Annotated in this window: 15 protein-coding genes and 3 pseudogenes; 3 read left to right on the top strand and 15 right to left on the bottom strand. The window is 44.0% G+C overall.

The genetic code is table 11. The features are described from left to right. Positions 1-306 precede the first annotated feature (306 nt). On the top strand, positions 307-1,470 hold the full coding sequence (locus ACESPO_RS03265) for an IS630 family transposase (RefSeq protein WP_004615245.1): 1,164 nt from the start codon (positions 307-309) through the stop codon (positions 1,468-1,470). A 105-nt stretch (positions 1,471-1,575) separates the two neighbouring features. Here ACESPO_RS03265 and ACESPO_RS03270 read toward each other — a convergent pair whose 3' ends face one another. The 4 genes from ACESPO_RS03270 to ACESPO_RS03285 form a co-directional block, all read right to left on the bottom strand. Further along, positions 1,576-2,124 carry a hypothetical protein gene (locus tag ACESPO_RS03270; protein ID WP_499788453.1) on the bottom strand — a complete coding sequence of 183 codons (549 nt, stop codon included), beginning with the start codon at positions 2,122-2,124 and terminating at the stop codon, positions 1,576-1,578. Positions 2,125-2,520: 396 nt separating this feature from the next. Continuing rightward, positions 2,521-3,462 (bottom strand): TlpA disulfide reductase family protein, encoded by a 942-nt coding sequence (locus tag ACESPO_RS03275; RefSeq protein ID WP_004614573.1) that lies wholly within the window; start codon positions 3,460-3,462, stop codon positions 2,521-2,523. Between the two features lie 42 nt (positions 3,463-3,504). Further along, a complete protein-coding gene (locus ACESPO_RS03280; RefSeq protein WP_004614574.1) occupies positions 3,505-4,392 on the bottom strand; it encodes a 4Fe-4S binding protein in 888 nt (295 codons plus the stop codon). Beyond that, positions 4,385-4,525, bottom strand: coding sequence for a CD1871A family CXXC motif-containing protein (locus ACESPO_RS03285; protein WP_004058840.1), 141 nt, complete (start codon positions 4,523-4,525; stop codon positions 4,385-4,387). Before ACESPO_RS03285 ends, ACESPO_RS03280 begins: the two co-directional genes overlap by 8 nt. Before the next feature lie 44 nt (positions 4,526-4,569). Between ACESPO_RS03285 and ACESPO_RS03290 the strand changes: the two genes are divergently transcribed. Both ACESPO_RS03290 and ACESPO_RS03295 read left to right on the top strand, forming a co-directional pair. Beyond that, positions 4,570-5,310, top strand: coding sequence for a response regulator transcription factor (locus ACESPO_RS03290; protein ID WP_004614575.1), 741 nt, complete (start codon positions 4,570-4,572; stop codon positions 5,308-5,310). Next, the gene (locus ACESPO_RS03295) at positions 5,307-6,506 is read left to right on the top strand and encodes a sensor histidine kinase (protein ID WP_004614576.1); all 1,200 of its coding nucleotides are present in this window, start codon (positions 5,307-5,309) and stop codon (positions 6,504-6,506) included. The genes ACESPO_RS03290 and ACESPO_RS03295 overlap by 4 nt, the downstream gene beginning before the upstream one ends. A gap of 120 nt (positions 6,507-6,626) precedes the next feature. Here the strand turns inward: ACESPO_RS03295 and ACESPO_RS03300 are convergent. From ACESPO_RS03300 to ACESPO_RS03350, 11 genes and pseudogenes are all read right to left on the bottom strand, one after another. Next, positions 6,627-7,439, bottom strand: a pseudogene (locus ACESPO_RS03300) (transposase); the annotation flags it as partial. Continuing rightward, positions 7,440-7,634, bottom strand: a pseudogene (locus ACESPO_RS03305) (winged helix-turn-helix domain-containing protein); the annotation flags it as partial. It lies immediately after the preceding pseudogene. Positions 7,635-7,879: 245 nt separating this feature from the next. Then, positions 7,880-8,242: an MmcQ/YjbR family DNA-binding protein gene (locus ACESPO_RS03310; RefSeq protein ID WP_499788454.1), complete on the bottom strand. Its 363-nt coding sequence runs from the start codon at positions 8,240-8,242 to the stop codon at positions 7,880-7,882. Positions 8,243-8,389: 147 nt separating this feature from the next. Continuing rightward, positions 8,390-10,100 (bottom strand): annotated as a pseudogene (locus ACESPO_RS03315) (lysozyme family protein). A 27-nt stretch (positions 10,101-10,127) separates the two neighbouring features. Then, positions 10,128-10,475 carry a hypothetical protein gene (locus ACESPO_RS03320; RefSeq protein ID WP_118188769.1) on the bottom strand — a complete coding sequence of 116 codons (348 nt, stop codon included), beginning with the start codon at positions 10,473-10,475 and terminating at the stop codon, positions 10,128-10,130. A gap of 27 nt (positions 10,476-10,502) precedes the next feature. Then, positions 10,503-11,303: a DUF6674 family protein gene (locus ACESPO_RS03325; RefSeq protein ID WP_499788455.1), complete on the bottom strand. Its 801-nt coding sequence runs from the start codon at positions 11,301-11,303 to the stop codon at positions 10,503-10,505. Between the two features lie 70 nt (positions 11,304-11,373). After that, on the bottom strand, positions 11,374-13,704 hold the full coding sequence (locus ACESPO_RS03330; RefSeq protein WP_330627228.1) for a VirB4-like conjugal transfer ATPase, CD1110 family: 2,331 nt from the start codon (positions 13,702-13,704) through the stop codon (positions 11,374-11,376). After that, positions 13,697-14,143 (bottom strand): PrgI family protein, encoded by a 447-nt coding sequence (locus ACESPO_RS03335; protein ID WP_220430863.1) that lies wholly within the window; start codon positions 14,141-14,143, stop codon positions 13,697-13,699. The genes ACESPO_RS03330 and ACESPO_RS03335 overlap by 8 nt, the downstream gene beginning before the upstream one ends. A gap of 6 nt (positions 14,144-14,149) precedes the next feature. Continuing rightward, complete coding sequence (locus tag ACESPO_RS03340; protein WP_220430862.1) at positions 14,150-14,620, bottom strand: DUF4313 domain-containing protein; 471 nt, start codon at positions 14,618-14,620, stop codon at positions 14,150-14,152. Between the two features lie 14 nt (positions 14,621-14,634). Continuing rightward, the gene (locus tag ACESPO_RS03345) at positions 14,635-15,474 is read right to left on the bottom strand and encodes a VirB6/TrbL-like conjugal transfer protein, CD1112 family (RefSeq protein ID WP_173895397.1); all 840 of its coding nucleotides are present in this window, start codon (positions 15,472-15,474) and stop codon (positions 14,635-14,637) included. A gap of 63 nt (positions 15,475-15,537) precedes the next feature. Further along, positions 15,538-15,906 carry a glutamyl-tRNA amidotransferase gene (locus ACESPO_RS03350; RefSeq protein ID WP_187305841.1) on the bottom strand — a complete coding sequence of 123 codons (369 nt, stop codon included), beginning with the start codon at positions 15,904-15,906 and terminating at the stop codon, positions 15,538-15,540. Between the last annotated feature and the right edge of the window lie 6 nt (positions 15,907-15,912).

Consider the following 15,912-nt stretch of genomic DNA (forward strand, 5'->3'; position numbering starts at 1 on the left):
TTAGTTGTCAAGACAAAAATCTAAGATTCTTATAATGAACTGATATGGTTTATAGTTACTAAGGAACCAGGGAGAATGGTATCACATTTGCCTGACCCATATATGCATTAAGCTACATAAGGCAGAATCATTGCTGGATAGTAGCATTCAGCCAGTGTTTTATAATCAAGGGCAGAATGACATCGTTCAAAGTTGTAAGTGTGGATATAGCGTCCGATGTCCGCTCTAGTATAACATAAATTAAGTTGTTGATAGTTTCGATATCTGGTATAATGGACTTAATGAATACAATTACGGAGGTCAATTATGCCAGCATTATCTTATAGTATAACAATATCAGATGAGGAATCTGCCTATCTGAAATCACTGATTAAAACCAGGACTATCCAAGCACAGGTTGTTGACCGTGCACGCATCCTGCTATGGAAGTCTGAAGCCAAAACAGACAAAGCCATTGCAGATGGCCTGGGCATTAGTGTAAATACTGTCCGGCGTTGTATTGACCGTTATCTCAACGGTGGAATTAATTTGGCCATATTTGATAACGACCGTTCCGGTCGCCCGGTTGAGATTACCGACGATGCAAAATCATGGATTATCAGTATAGCCTGCCAAAAGCCCTGCGATCTTGGTTATGCCGCGGAATTATGGACACTGGCGGCACTGCACAAACACATACAGGCACATGCGGAAGAAGCTGGCTATCCACGCTTAAAGACAGTTACCAAACCATGGCTTCAAAAATATCTCAAAAAGATGGATATAAAACCATTCAAAATCAAGTATTATCTTGAGCGGAAAGACCCTGATTTTGAGAATAAGATGCATGACGTTCTCCTAGTTTACAAACAGGTTGAGATGCAGTTTGGCGATGATGGAACGATCACCATACCAGAAAATGGGCATTTGACACATACTATTTCCTATGATGAAAAACCCGGCATTCAGGCTGTTGCCAACAAATATCCCGATCATAATCCGACAGAGGAAAAGGGGTATATCCGCCGGGATTATGAGTATGTGCGGCTTGGAACGCTGTCTTTGCTTGCAGGAATTGATCTTCTGACGGGGAATGCAATTCCGTTGGTCAGCCAGACACACAAAAGTTCTGATTTTATCGAGTTTCTAAAGATTCTCGATGCAAAATACCCAAAAAGTGACACAATACGGTTGATACTGGACAATCATTCAGCGCATACATCAAAGGAAACACGCCGGTATCTTGCAGGGTTACCGGAAGACAGATTTGTGTTTGTATTTACACCGACACACACCTCATGGCTGAACATGATCGAAAGCTTCTTCAGCAAGATGACAAAACAGATGTTAAAGGGCATTCGTGTTAATTCAAAGGATGAATTGGCAGAGCGAATATACCGCTACTTCGATGAAATCAATGCTGAGCCAATCGTCTATCATTGGACATATAAAATGGATGAAATTGATCCTGATGAAGCAGCAACTATTTAAACTATCAACAACTTAATTTATGTTAAATATCAACGATACAGCACACTAGCTATACTCGAACTGCTTCCTTTATTTTCAGAATTTTCGAACCGTTAAACAAAGACTTTATACCCTCTTATAGATAATCGGAACGTCATATCCAAATGTTCTTTTTCCATTCACTTCCATACTTTCGAATACTTCCAAACACGTATCCGAAAACTTTTCCCATAGTTTAAATATCATAACGGGTGAGAACTGACTAGTACTGCCTCCCTCCCAGACACCGTTTCTCTCATAATATAGTGCAGGAGTAAATTTTTTGGATCTTTTTAATTCAATATATTCCACCTCTTTCATAAATTCATATGAAAACGTGTTCTTATCTTCCCCATTTGGAATTTCATAGGATGAAAGTAAAATTCTATCTTCTTTCTCTGTAATCAAGAAAAGATGCGGTGACGCATGACGCTTTCCTTCATTTTCATAATAACTTTCTTCTACAATAAACATGCCCTTAAAATCAGCAGGAAGATTTTTAATTTTATCATTGCAAACCGTATTTACGTGCTGTGCATAAGGGTATGTCTTTCCTGCCTTTTTCATTGCATCAAATTGCTCCTTATTATCAAATCGTCCTGTTATCAGTTTTACAAATTCTTCTATTTTCGTCATAGCTTACCTCCAAAATATATCACAATCTCTTGGAATCTTCGGCCCGGCAAAATCGAGGCCTGCTAATTCAATTTCTAGTTACACCCACAATTCAATGGTGGTTTATTATCAGCTCTCCTAAGGTTACTGTTACTGCTCGTCCTAAAAGACGGATATCACAAGCACATAGGATCCTTTTTTTATTGCCCCCACACACCTCTGCTTATTCCATTCTCCCCAACATAGCTAGGGGATTAGGCTTTTCATTAACGAAAGACTATCGATATTATATCCTACAAAAATAACAATATTTTGATAATCTAATCCATTTTTCTTAAAACTGGGGGATACATCCCTACCCACAGATTTCTCCAAAATTTATACGTAAAAATTGACAATCCTTAATTATAAGATAAATTATTTCTGGTCAAGTACGGACTGGATCTGTTTCATCAGCTGATCGTAGTTTGACTGATCATCGATTCCGCCCATGAATGGCTCGCCAATGATATTTCCGTCTTTATCTACGAGAACGGTTGTAGGGAATGCCATGATGTTTCCAGCATATTTTCCAACTGTTGAATTAGAATCGAAAGTCAGGTTCTTGTAGGAAGCGCCCTGAGCTTTCAGAATTTCTTTTGCTTCTTTGATTCCCGCTTCATTGTTGTCTAAAGTATCCGTGTTGATACCAACAACTTCGCCACCCATTTCTTTGAGTTTCTCATTTAATTCATTCAGCTTAGAGAGCTCTCCGACACATGGCTTGCATCCACTGAACCAGAAGTTTACAACTGTAACTTTGTTTTTAGCGAAAAGACTGTCATCTACATCGTTTCCATCCAGATCTTTTCCTTTGAAAGCTTTGAATACAGCTGTGGATTCGTCTGATTTGGAGGAAGAACTGTCAGAGGAATCGGATGCAGCAATCTCTTTCTCAAGCTTGGCAATTTCTTCTTCAATTCCGCGGATTGTCTCGATGTCTTTGCACAGAGTTTCATATTCTTCTTCAGAGAAAGAGTCTTTGTTAGATTCCACTGTGCTTGCGAGGGAATCAGCATAGTTTTCGCTCATGGCATCACCGGCAGCGTTCTTGTTCATAAGACCAAAGGCTTTGTCCCATGCATCTTTGTGATCAGCAAAAAGCTGGTTTTCCTGCTGGTAAAGGTCGTTCAGTTTTTCGTTCAGCTCGTCTGCGCTGCCAGTTTCTGTTGTGGAAGAAGATTCCTGTTTTGTGTTTGTATTGTTTGTTGAGGAAGAGCTTCCGCAGCCTGTAAACGCAAAAAGTACAGAAATGGCAAGGGATGCAGCAATTACCTTTTTTAATTTCATTGAGTTTGTTCTAAGTGTTTTGTTTTTCATGAGTTTAAATCTCCTTTTCAATTTTATTTTGTTCGTTTTAGTTTATTTATTGTCAGCCTTTTTTTTGTTTGAAAATCCGTAATGATAGCAGATTGCATCAGTCGGACAGGCTTTCATACATTCTCCGCATCGGATACACTCCGGATGGTTTGGTGTGTCTACTACATTGACATCCATCTTACAGACACGACTACATTTCTGGCAGCCAACACATTTCTCATGATCAACCTGAATCTTAAGAAAAGATACCTTGTTAAACAGTGAATAAATAGCACCCAGCGGGCAGATCCATTTACAAAATGGACGGTAAAACAAGATGCTCAGGATGATGAAAAGCGCAAGGATTGTGAACTTAAATGTAAATAAATGTCCGAGTGCGGCACGGATTCCTGAGTTGGCAAGTGCCAGCGGAATTGCGCCTTCAAGTACGCCCTGTGGGCAAATGTATTTGCAGAAGAAAGGATCTCCCATACCAAGTGAATTGGTTACAAATGCCGGAAGTAGTATAACAAAGACGACCAGAATCACATATTTCAGATACCGCAGAGGCTTCAGTTTTGCGGTGGAAAATTTCTTGCCCGGAATCTTATGCAGCAGATCCTGGAACCATCCAAACGGACAGAGGAATCCACAGATAAACCGTCCTAACAGAACACCTAACAGGATGAAAAATCCGGTGATGTAGTAGGTAAATTTGAATTTTGAAGAACCGACCACGGCTTGAAAAGCTCCAATCGGACAGGCACCTGTGGCGGCAGGACAAGAGTAACAGTTTAGTCCCGGGACGCACATCGTTTTTACATTTCCCTGATAAATTTTCCCTTTAAACAGATTCGGGATGTGAATGTTGGTCAGTAGTGTAGCAGCTGCCTGAATCCATCCGCGGAAGCGGACCAGAGGGTTTTTGTTTGATTTCATTTTCTTATCCAATTCCGACACACTCCATACATAATTTTATTGCTTTGCTGAGTACTACAGCGGCTTCGCCGCGGAAAATTCCGCCAAAGAAAAGAACCAGACCGGCTGTAAGTAAAAGAATCTGTGATGCTTTTTCAGATTTCATAAAATACTCCTTTCAATGTTCAAAGTCAGTTTATTGACTTTTCGATGTTGGCATTATACAATAGGAGGTGTAAAATTTCTGTTAAGAAGATGGAGAAAAATAAAGTGAGATTATTAGTCGTTGAAGATGAGAAGAAATTATGTGACATGATCGCGAAAAGTCTGCACCAGAGCGGCTATGAGGTGGATGTATGCAATGACGGAGAAGAAGCATTGGATATGATTTATGCTGAAATGTATGATCTGATCGTGCTTGATCTTAATCTTCCTGGGGTGGATGGGATGGAGATTCTTCGGGAACTTCGTAAAGAAGATGAAGAGACAAAGGTATTGATCTTGTCTGCGAGAAGTCAGATTGCAGATAAAATTGAAGGGTTGGATGCAGGTGCGAATGATTATATGGAAAAACCATTTCATTTGCAGGAACTCGAGGCACGCGTGAGAAGTCTGACGAGACGAAAATTCATACAGAAAAATGTCTGCCTGGAATGCAACGGCATTCGGTTTGATATAAGAGAACGAGTGGCGTATGCAGAAGAGAATCCGGTTGCGTTGACGAGAAAAGAAAATGGGATTCTAGAGTATCTTCTTCTGAATCAGGGCCGGCCGGTCAGCCAGGAAGAGTTGATTGAGCATGTTTGGGATTCTTCTGTGAATAGTTTTAGCGGCTCTATTCGTGTGCATATGTCTTCTCTGAGGAGAAAACTCAAGGCGGGACTTGGCTATGATCCGATTGTAAATAGGATTGGCGAGGGTTATAAGATAGGAGGAGATAGCAAAGCATGAGAAAATTATCACTCCAGTGGAGACTGACAATCCTTACTACAGTGTTGATCACAGTATTGTGCGGATGCCTTACATTTTTCTTATATAAGAATGGAGTCTATTATATCGATACACTTCAGGAAACAGTTACAGATCAGGGAAAAACACCGGAAGCACTATACATTGAGATTCCGGATAATGAGTGGGACAATTTTGCATCACAATTTGCTACGGAGGTGTATAATTCGAAATCCGATTATAGAAACAGAAGTCTACTGATCACAGGTGTTGTAGCGTTACTTGGTGGAGCGGTGACATATTTTATTAGTGGCCGTGCATTAAAACCGCTCAGAGAGTTTTCTGAGACAGTTGAAAAAGTACAGGCACAGAACCTGACGGATTATACGATCGAAGAGAATAAGATTGCAGAGCTGGACATACTTCGTACGTCTTATAATAAGATGCTTTTGCGACTGTCGGAATCGTTCGAGACACAGCGCCAGTTTACCGGGAATGCAGCACATGAGCTGCGGACTCCTTTGGCATTAATTCAAGCACAACTGGACCTCTATCATGCGTCAGAAAATCCGGAGAATGGGGAAGCGGCGCAAGAGACGATCCAGATGGTAACAGAGCAGAACGAGCGTCTCAGCAAGTTGGTCAGAACACTTCTGGATATGAGTGAGTTACAGACAGTAGCGCGCAATGACAAGATCGAACTTTGTGGACTAATCGAGGAAGTGCTGGCAGATCTGGAACCGTTGGCACAGGAAAAAGGTGTTACACTGATACAGAAATCGCAGAGTACAGTAGATGAAAAAGAAGAGAATGCAGGCGAGGGTCTGATGCTGACAGGAAGTGATATACTGATCTATCGGATGCTTTATAACCTTGTTGAAAATGCGATTAAATACAACCATACAGATGGAAAAGTTACGGTATCGGCAGAACGAAAGAGGAAAGAAGTTGTTCTGACGATTGCAGATACAGGAAATGGAATCGATGAGACATTCCGAGAGCGGATCTTTGAACCATTCTTCCGGGTGGATAAGTCAAGAAGCCGAAAAATTGGCGGTGTAGGTCTTGGACTTGCAATGGTACGCGAGATCGTGCAGGTGCATGACGGGGAGATTGAGGTTCATGGAAATGAGCAGGGCGGAACGACATTTGAAGTGAAAATGAGTATAGAAAGACTAACTATTAAAAGTCAAGTCTAAAATGAAAGTTTTTTGAATGAATTGCAGAAATGCATTTCAGATATATTTGAACCTTGAAAACTGTATGACAACAAGAGCATCTTTATAGGTGCTCTAAAAGGAGATATTTACAGAAAAAAATTAAGCAGTTGGCAGATATGCTTTTCCTGATTTCTCCATTGCAAAAATCAATCGCACAAGCTTCTTAGCGGCATGGGATATGGCAACATTATAATGCTTGCCTTCCGATCGTTTCTTTTCAAGATATGCACCAAAAGATTTATCCCAGTGACAGACATATTTTGTGGCATTGTAAAGGGCATACCGGAAGTATCTGGAACCTCGTTTCTCCATATGGGAATAACAGTTGTCTAACTGTCCGGATTGATAAGTGGAGGGAGACATTCCTGCATATGCGAATATCTTATCTGCGGAATCAAAACGAGAGAAATCCCCAATCTCAGCGATGATCATTGCGCCCATCCGGTAACTGATACCGGGAATGGTAAAGATTGGCGATTGGATTTCTTTATCCATGATTCGTTTGATGGCTGCTTCAATCTCGTCAATCTCAATCGCTAATTCCCGAATAAGTTTTATGGTGTGCTTTAGTTCCAAAGACTTGGCAGGCATATGAGAACCGATAGAACTTCTTGCAGCGTCACGAAACATGACAGCAGTATCTTTTCCATATCTGCCTTTCGAACTATCAAAGAGTAGGTTGGAAAGCCTTGTGAGATGTGCATTTGCAACAGCATCTGCACTTGGAAATTCACAAAGCAAAGCATAGACGGATGCCATATGAAGCGTAGGAACAAGTCTTTCCAGCTCCGGGAAAAGAATACAGACAAGTCTTGAAACAGAACTTTTCAATTTTGCCCGTTCTTTGACCTTATCAAAACGATAACGGGTTAGTGACTTTAATTCCTCATTGTGCTAAGATGTATCTGAGTAGAGCCGATTATCCCATAAGTATTCAATCAAATCTGCCCTTGTACAGATGACTCCGTCATGCTCAAAAAGATAATACATGATCCGCAATTCATTTTTTGTAAGCTCTGCCTGTTTTCCACCTGCCTCTATAGTTCCTGTCTCCAACCACAGAGATATTCCCTCATGAGTAAGGTATCTACTCTGTTTCTTTTCCAATCTGTTCTATCGTAAAGGAAGCAAAAATATTCTCAAAATGCTTTATTTCTATATTTATATCCAGCAACAAGTCAACAAGAGTTTTTATCGCAAGAAACTCCTATACTTTTACATTTAACTTTTTTGATCTTTGTGAGAAAATATTTTCAAATTCAGTGGCCATATTCTCTTGTATTCTTGAATATATATATTTATTGCTTTCATATTTTCTCATCCTCTGCACACCATTCAAATTTATTTACAAATCAATCTTTCTTCTGATCTATCAAATCATAACTCAGATCCAAAAAATCCAATATCTTTGCTTCGCTCACCCTTCCATCCAACAACATTGTAATCCAGTACTTTTTATTCATATGATATCCCGGAAGAAAACCATAAGTCTGTGTCAGAAGTCCAACCATATCCTGTTCGCACTTCACATTGATGACATCTACCATGCTCTCTTCTTCTAATCCCAACCTAGATTTTTCAACCTGCATCAGCACTGCATACCACTTTCCATTTTTATGCCGAAGCACTGCACTTTTCGGTGATGTTTCCCAGAGATACTCTGGAACTGTTCCATATTGGTTTTTTACATATTCAAAAATTTCTTCCCGTTTCAATCATTTCACTTCCCAATTACTCTATTTTATCAATCTCCTGATTGTACTTTTCGTATTCATTAACAGGCAGGACATCAGCCCTGCCTTCCTTTACATTATAACATTGTTTCTCGGCTCCCACAATGCAATCCATTTGATTTTTACTTTTTAATAAGCTACCAGCCCATACCCCAGAATCGACTGGGAATTCACCGTATAGCTATTCTGCCTTACTGCATCTCCGCTGTTTCCTTCAATCGTATGTACCGTAGTTCCATCGCAGCTTTCCACGATTCCCACATGGTCACTGCATCCGTCATAATCCCAATCAAAAAAAAATAATCATGCCGGGACTTGGGACACTTCCTGCCCCCTGCCATTTCCCCTGTGCCTGAAACCAGTCCACGCCTGCCGTACAAAGGGAAAACTTTGGCACAGCTCCGTTTTGAATGAGCCCCGCCTGATCCGCACACCAGCTGACAAAACAGGCACACCATTCTTCCCGACTGTCAAATCCATACCATGACCAGAACTTCTCTCCGCCTTCATTTCCAAGCTGGCTTTTTGCAATGGTGACAAACTGTCCGTTTCCAAAGAGTCCGGTAAACCAACCTCCGCCGGAATAATACCGCATCACATGAGGCACATACTCCGGATCCCCATACCCAGACCAGCCATGGGCGGCTGCCTGTTTCTGGGAAAACTGTAATGCATTGGCTTCACTATAACCGCCAAACTTTTCCAATGCCCACGAGATATACCCATTCCCGTAATTATAGCCTTGCCAACTAAGTTTCAGTTTCTCCATATCCTGAGGACTTTCACATCCGGCTTCCCGGACACAATCCGCATAATACTGTATCCCCACTTTGATGGAATAGTCTGCATCCTGAATCGCACCGGGAGTATTGGGATACTGGGTGTTATAAGGACACTCACTGGCCTGCATGGGATCCGTTCCCCTGCCGCCGCTTTCCTGCATCATAATGGCTTGGATGGCAGAAACATATTCCGGGATACCAAACTCGCTGGCATACTTTTGAATGACAGGTGTATGCGCCAGTACTTCTGCGCTTAAAGCCTCACTACTCTGGGAATTTCCCAAAAAGGCTGCACCCCCAATAATCCCCACAATCAGAATCAGAACAACAAACACTGCGCCTCCACCTGCCATCAGCGCTGCAAATGCAGCTTTCACTGCATGAGTAGCGGCTTCTGCCATGGCTTTCAATCCTCTTCCGGTTGCCTTTGCAGTCTTTGCACTTTGCTTGGCAGTCTGAACAGAGTGCATGGCAGCCCGTTTCGCTTCCCTGACTGCTTTCATGGATTTGAGTGCTTGTTTCTTCTGTAAGACTGCCTGGGTTTTCACTTTCTGGGAAGAAACCGGAGAGGCTTTCACCATACGGGGCGCTGTTTTTACCGTCCGATTTCCAGCTTCCTTGATCGTTTTCCCTGCTTCTGGCTTGACCTTAATGCTTCTTGTGGCTTCTGTTCGCCCTTTCTTCGCCATTGTCTGCCCTGCCTGGGTAGATGTGCCACCTCTTGCATTTCCCCCTCCCAACGGGGTTGTCGCGGCTTCTCTCTGCTTTTGTTTCTGCTCCTTTAACTTCTCATAGTGTTTCACTGCCAGCTTCTTACCGCCACGATAGGCTGCCGAAGCACTTTCCCTTCCAGCCCGCTGTTCCACACGCTGGATGCGGTTTCCGGCATATTCCACCGTGGATTCCTCTCCCGTTTCTCTTCCGATTTTATCTGCCATGATGCTGGACTTCTCTTTCGCTCCTAGCATGGCAGAACGTACCAGTTCCTTTGGAAGCCGGGAGGCAGGATTGCGGATCTTTGGACTGTCATTCCGCACTTTTTCTTTGATATCTTTCAATCACACACCTCCCATCTTCTGTACTTTCTAGCGTTCTCTCCCCCGTTTTTTTGTTTTCTTCTGCTGGCTCTCCAGCTGTTCCAGTTCCCTTACTGCTTCCTGCACCAGCGGATGATTGGCATAATAAGGAACATAGGACAATAACTCTTTTCCCTTCTCCCCGGTAGCCAATGGATATTCTCCCTCGTTATACAAAGGATCGTCTGCATGGTGCAGGGAAAATTCCAAAGATGGGAGCATCTGAGGGGAACGTTTGCAAAATCTCTGGTAATGCCGGAATGCTTCTTTTAAAGATGTACATTCGATACATTCCCCCATCCCATGGAACTCCCCGCACTCGGATGCAAAAAAGGTAATGGTTGTTTCTTCTTTCATGGCTCTCACCTCTCTCTGAAAAGTTTTTTATCGAACTGCCACCTTCCGTTTTTCTTCTTTGCCTAGCTTCAGAGGGTGTTGTTCTTGTCGAAGTTCCTGCAAGGTATTCCTCACAGACAATTGTTTTCCTTCTCTTGCTTCCAGTTTCTCAGCCTGCTGTTTCCAGCGCTCTGTTTTCTGTTCCAGCTTATGGATACTCCGCATGGATTGGAATAACACCTTCTGGGTTTGAAAGATGATCCCCTGTTCTGGATTTCGCTCTGTGATCTTTGCTGTATTTTTTCCATTCATTTCCCAAAATGCGTTGTTCAAATGCCCTTTGGCAACATGCAGTTCCTCCGCCATACTTCCCAGACGGTCAATCTTTTGATCCATCGACAGCATCACCGTATGCAGAGACGATTGGATTTTTTGCAAGCCTTGAGTAAGGTGCATTCCCTTTACCGCACAGGCAAGGGCATCTTTCCCCTTTTCTTTAAAGTCCATAACTGCCTGTTCTGCTCGTCCCACAAACTTTGTCTTAAATTCTCCCACCTGAGAACGAAGTGTTTGCACCTGATGTTCCGCCCTCTGGATTGTGTTCACCGCAAAGAGTTTGACCTTGCTTTCCTGCATCACACCCAATTGCTTCTTCACCTCTCCCAATTCCTTTAGGACAGTTCCCAGCTGTATTTCCATAGAATCAATATAGTCTGCCATACGGAGCACATCCCCTTTTTCCTGCTCCATGCCCTGTTGTTCCAAAAGTTCCAGCAATGCCCGGATACTGCCCTGCTCCCGAAGCGGTTCTCTCGTTTCCTGGATTTCCACTGTTTGTCCTTCTTCCATTTACATTCCCTCCTTCCCAAAAGGATGCTGCCGAAGAAATTCCAACAGCACCCTAAAAATATCTTTTCGACTAACACTCTCCCGGTTTCGTTGTCATCAAGCGGTACAGCTTCGTATTCTTCGGGAAGCTATTCTCAAATGGCACCAGATTCCCGGAACACCGAATCAGTCCCTTTCCTGCGCCTACATTCGTGATGTAGGATAACTGGTTCTCGGAAATATTCAAAAGGGAAGCCAGTTCATCTCGGTCTGTGGTTGCCTGATTCAAAAGGATCAAAAACTCACTGTTTGCCAGCATCAACCTTGCGGTATCGGATTTTAACAGTTCTTCTACGTTCTGCGTTAAACCTGTGACAAATCCCTGGTATTTACGGATTCTCTTGTAGAGCCGGTAGAAAAAGTCTGCGCTGTACTGATACCGGAACAATAGATAAAACTCATCGGCAAAGATCCAGGTGGTCTTTCCCTTCTTCCAGTTCTGGATCACCCGGTTGAAGATGCTGTCCAAGGTGACCAGCATACCAAGAGGCATGAGTTGCTCTCCCAGTTCCCGGATATCATAGGCAATGATACGGTTCTTCGTATCCACATTGGTTTTCTGTGCAAAGGTATTGAGACTTCCATTGATAAACAGTTCCGAAGACAATGCAAGTCCTCTGGCCTCTTCTTCTGGCTGGAGCATGAGCTGGCGGTACAAGTCTTTCAAGGTGGGCGCTTCGCTCTGGTAACCGCTCCGGATATATTCCCGGTACACATCTGCGGTACAGCGGTCCAGGATGGATTTCTCCTTGGCAGACAGATTTCCTGCCCCTACTAACTGCTCAAACAAAGACAGGATAAATTCCGACTTTTCAATCAGCGGATTCTTATCATTTCCATAGGCAGAATCCATATCCAGTGCATTCAGATGGGTGTTGGATGTAGCGGAAATCGTAATCACTTCTCCATTCAGTGCTTCTACCAAAGAACCGAACTCGGACTCCGGATCTAAGATGAGGATGTCATCTTCCGTAGACAGGGCAAGATCCACAATCTCTTCTTTTGCCGAGAAACTTTTTCCCGAACCGCTGACACCCAGACGAAAGGAGTTTCCATTCAATAACTTCCTTCGGTCTGCTACCAACATATTTTTACTCACTGCATTCTGCCCATAATAAATCCCACCCGGCTGCATGATCTCCTGAGTATGAAATGGAATCAGCACTGCGGTAGATTCTGTGGTCAGGGTACGAAGGGCATTGATCTTTCGGATGCCATAAGGCAGTACCGTATTGAGTCCATCCACTTGCTGCCACTTCAAAGTTGCCATCTGGCACAAATGCTTTCTTGCCACGGATAAGATGCTTTCCGTATCCGAATCCAACTGTTTCTTGCTGTCTGCCATATGCACCATGGTAAGGATGCCGAACATCATCCGCTGATCCCTTGTGGTCAGGTCATCCAGCATCTCTTTAGTTTCCTTTCTCTGTAGTTCCATATCATAGGGCACAATGGCGGAAAAGTTATTGTTGGCATTCTGGCGTCTCTGCCAATTGGTCACGTTCGTCTCCACGCCGAGCAAACGGTTTTGGATCTCACGCACTGCTTCGTCTGTTGGCACTGGGAGAATGTCGATGGACAGCATCAGATCCCGGCTCAAGTCACACAATTCCGAAATCATGTCGTCCTTTACATAACTGGCATAATCCTGCATATACAGCACCCGTCCGTACCGCTCGTTGATCTTGAAACAGTCTTTGGAAAACTCCATGGACTGGGGACAGATCCAGTCCTTAAAGCTGCTCCCCCGTTTGGCAAACGCCTTCATATCAAACGGGAAACACTGGGGTTCATCTGCCTGGAAGAAATCACGGAAAATCTGCAGGCGCTGTTCTGCATCCAGTTCTTCCCCAATGGAGGACAGCTTGCTCAGATGGGTAATGATATCCGTTCCCACACGGGCAAAATACGTCCTTGCCTCATCAATATTCTTCTTATGGACACTGACCGTCAGATACCGTTCCTGATAGATGCTGTTGTTGGTGCCGCTGACCTTGGATAACAGCATTTCGTTGTATTCCCTGCGGTATTCATCCAGCCCGTCCTCTTTCATCGGCAACAGCAGGGAGGCTTCAAACTCTTCCTTATTGATTCTTCTGTTGTTCAGGGTAATCTTGGCAGATGCGCCGGAATCCAGAGCATTTAACAACTCACTGTAATCTAAGAACATTTCCGTTTTATCTTCTTTGCTTGCAATGGCATAGTTGATATCCGAAAACCGAAAGGATTTGGAAAATTTCGTCCCGGACTGGAACACCCCATCCGGCCAGATCCGCTGAACGGGAATTGCCTGCTGGACAGACCTTGGTACTTTAAACTTCTCCCGGTCCATTTTTAATGCCTGCTGTAAGGTTTTAATCAAACGCACCACTCCTTCCTGCCTTCTTTTTCTGCTTCATCTGTTTTTTCCTTGCCCGCTGTTCCCGCTTTTTCAAAAGGGCAGCACCATCTCCCCTGGTCTTTTCTCCAAAGATCATAGTCTCTTCCATGCAGGCATGGTAAAGATCCTCGCTTTGAAACAGCAATCGCTTGGGGTATAAAAATTCGGACTTGATATATGCCCAGGCAAACTGCTCCGCATTCATGCCATGATACTGGAAGAACCCGCAGGCTGCGAAAGGAGCAGCCCCTAAGATACACAGCCACCCGGTCATTTCCTGCCCCACATAGTCTCCCAGACCAAAATAAATCCCTACTGCCACAGCGATGGCAAGTAGGGAAAAGATACACTGGCGCAAATTCAGCCCCATAAACATGGACTCTTGATAGTTACGGATTTCTTTATTCATTTTTACTTCCATATATTTTTATCTCCCTCTTTCTCTTTTCTTGTTGCCTGCAGGTTTCCCTTGGATTTTTTCCGGCTCTTTTGGCACATCCAGTCCCCATTGTCTGCAAAATTCTTCCACCCCTTCCCGGTCATACTGGGCAAGCCTTGCAAGGTCAAACGCCACTGGGGTGTAGGTAGCAAAGCCTGACCGGGCCTGTCCCGGCAGTATGTTTCCCAGCCTGTTCTTTTCGATGAATGCCAGCTTGTCCTTCGTAAAATCACCGCTTATAAATGCCTCTTGCGGTTTCAGACCATACCCGCCCGGAAGATTCACCGTCAGATCATCAAACAATTCCAACTCCCCTTCTTCCTGGCGGTACATTAAAATTGCAAGCCCGTTTCCATAAGCATAGCTGGATACCTTCAAAGTAATTTCTTCCTGCCCGTATTCCCAAGAGAATGGCAAAATCTTTCTTCCGTTTCTATTTTCGTTGTTCTTCTCATTCATGGTTTTACTTCCTCCTATAATCCCATCATTTCTTTTACAATCCGGTCGGATGCTTTTACCGCCCCAACCAGTACCAATAAGTTAAACACCAACTCTCCGATATAATTCCACACAATGGTCACCGCACTTAAGGACGTATCCCCAATGGCCGGGGGACTGGCAGAATACACGGAAAAGATGATACAAGCCAGTGCAATGATCGCCCCTTCCAAGCACACTCCGGCATAAGACTTGATAAAATTCTTTCCCACCGACTGAGAGGGTTCGCCCGCAAAAGTGGAAATGGGGATGGGTGCAATGGCAGTGTACATATACAGCTTGAACATCCTTCCATATACGGTAAGGATCATAATGAAGGACAGCACCGTAATCAAAAGGCTTCCAAGCAAGGTCACAATCCACAAGGGAATGGATTCCAGCATTCCCACCGCTTCAATCTTCTCCACAATCTCTGCCGGAAGTTCTGTAACACCCCCATTTGCCATGCCCGACTGTGCCATAATGGTGGACACAATCCCCTGCACAATGGAGAACAAGGCTGTCATCAGTTCCATGCCATACATGATGGCGCCTTGTGCCAGAGCAAACCGGATAAAGGCTTTGAGGGCATGCTCCGGCTTCTTCATATCCGTAAAGCTGCCACAGGTCTTTACAATCCCGGCAGCAAAAAACAAGACTAACAGTCCATATCCAATGGCAGTCAGCGCTCCGTTGATTCCAGTGATGACACTCCAAATATCTCCCCCCTTAAAGGATTCCGGGCTTTGGGTAAGCAGTGTCCAGATTTCTGCCAGTTTCTCATTCCAGGTGTTCAGTGCAGAGTTTAGGTTCTGCACGATCCAGTTATCACTCAAACAGCTTCACCTCCTTTGCCGGGGCAGGAAGAATCTCTCCCCGCCCCTTTCCATTTCTTCCTGCTACCCAACAATCAGGTCCAGGATCTCTTTTGCGAAGGTGATGATGACGCCGCCTGCCAGCGTCAGAAACCCGTTGGCTCTCTGGCTGGGATCGTGGCTCTTTAGGCTCAAGCCTACCTGTACCACACCAAATCCCAATAAGATCAGACCAATGGCCCGGATCAGGGAAAAGATAAAGGTGGACAGGTTATTAATGACCGCCAGCGGATCTCCGGCAGCAAGCACCGGCATTGCCCCTACCGTCATAGACAGCACCAGCGCCACATAAAAGGCAAAGGGATATTTGGGCCCTTTTCCCATCCGTTTCGGTACAAAGGCATGGCTTCCTGTTTGATTCTTTGGCATTTCATTTGTTTTCTTCAATGGCATTCCTCC

This window comes from Coprococcus sp. HPP0074, assembly GCF_964238105.1.
GTDB lineage: Bacteria > Bacillota > Clostridia > Lachnospirales > Lachnospiraceae > Faecalimonas > Faecalimonas umbilicata.

Coding starts and splice junctions, on each gene's coding strand:
- ACESPO_RS03265 (WP_004615245.1), top strand. CDS start 307: ATGCCAGCATTATCTTATAGTATAACAATATCAGATGAGGAATCTGCC.
- ACESPO_RS03270 (WP_499788453.1), bottom strand. CDS start 2,124: ATGACGAAAATAGAAGAATTTGTAAAACTGATAACAGGACGATTTGAT.
- ACESPO_RS03275 (WP_004614573.1), bottom strand. CDS start 3,462: ATGAAAAACAAAACACTTAGAACAAACTCAATGAAATTAAAAAAGGTA.
- ACESPO_RS03285 (WP_004058840.1), bottom strand. CDS start 4,525: ATGAAATCTGAAAAAGCATCACAGATTCTTTTACTTACAGCCGGTCTG.
- ACESPO_RS03290 (WP_004614575.1), top strand. CDS start 4,570: ATGTTGGCATTATACAATAGGAGGTGTAAAATTTCTGTTAAGAAGATG.
- ACESPO_RS03295 (WP_004614576.1), top strand. CDS start 5,307: ATGAGAAAATTATCACTCCAGTGGAGACTGACAATCCTTACTACAGTG.
- ACESPO_RS03320 (WP_118188769.1), bottom strand. CDS start 10,475: ATGAAAGAAGAAACAACCATTACCTTTTTTGCATCCGAGTGCGGGGAG.
- ACESPO_RS03325 (WP_499788455.1), bottom strand. CDS start 11,303: ATGGAAGAAGGACAAACAGTGGAAATCCAGGAAACGAGAGAACCGCTT.
- ACESPO_RS03335 (WP_220430863.1), bottom strand. CDS start 14,143: ATGGAAGTAAAAATGAATAAAGAAATCCGTAACTATCAAGAGTCCATG.
- ACESPO_RS03340 (WP_220430862.1), bottom strand. CDS start 14,620: ATGAATGAGAAGAACAACGAAAATAGAAACGGAAGAAAGATTTTGCCA.
- ACESPO_RS03350 (WP_187305841.1), bottom strand. CDS start 15,906: ATGCCATTGAAGAAAACAAATGAAATGCCAAAGAATCAAACAGGAAGC.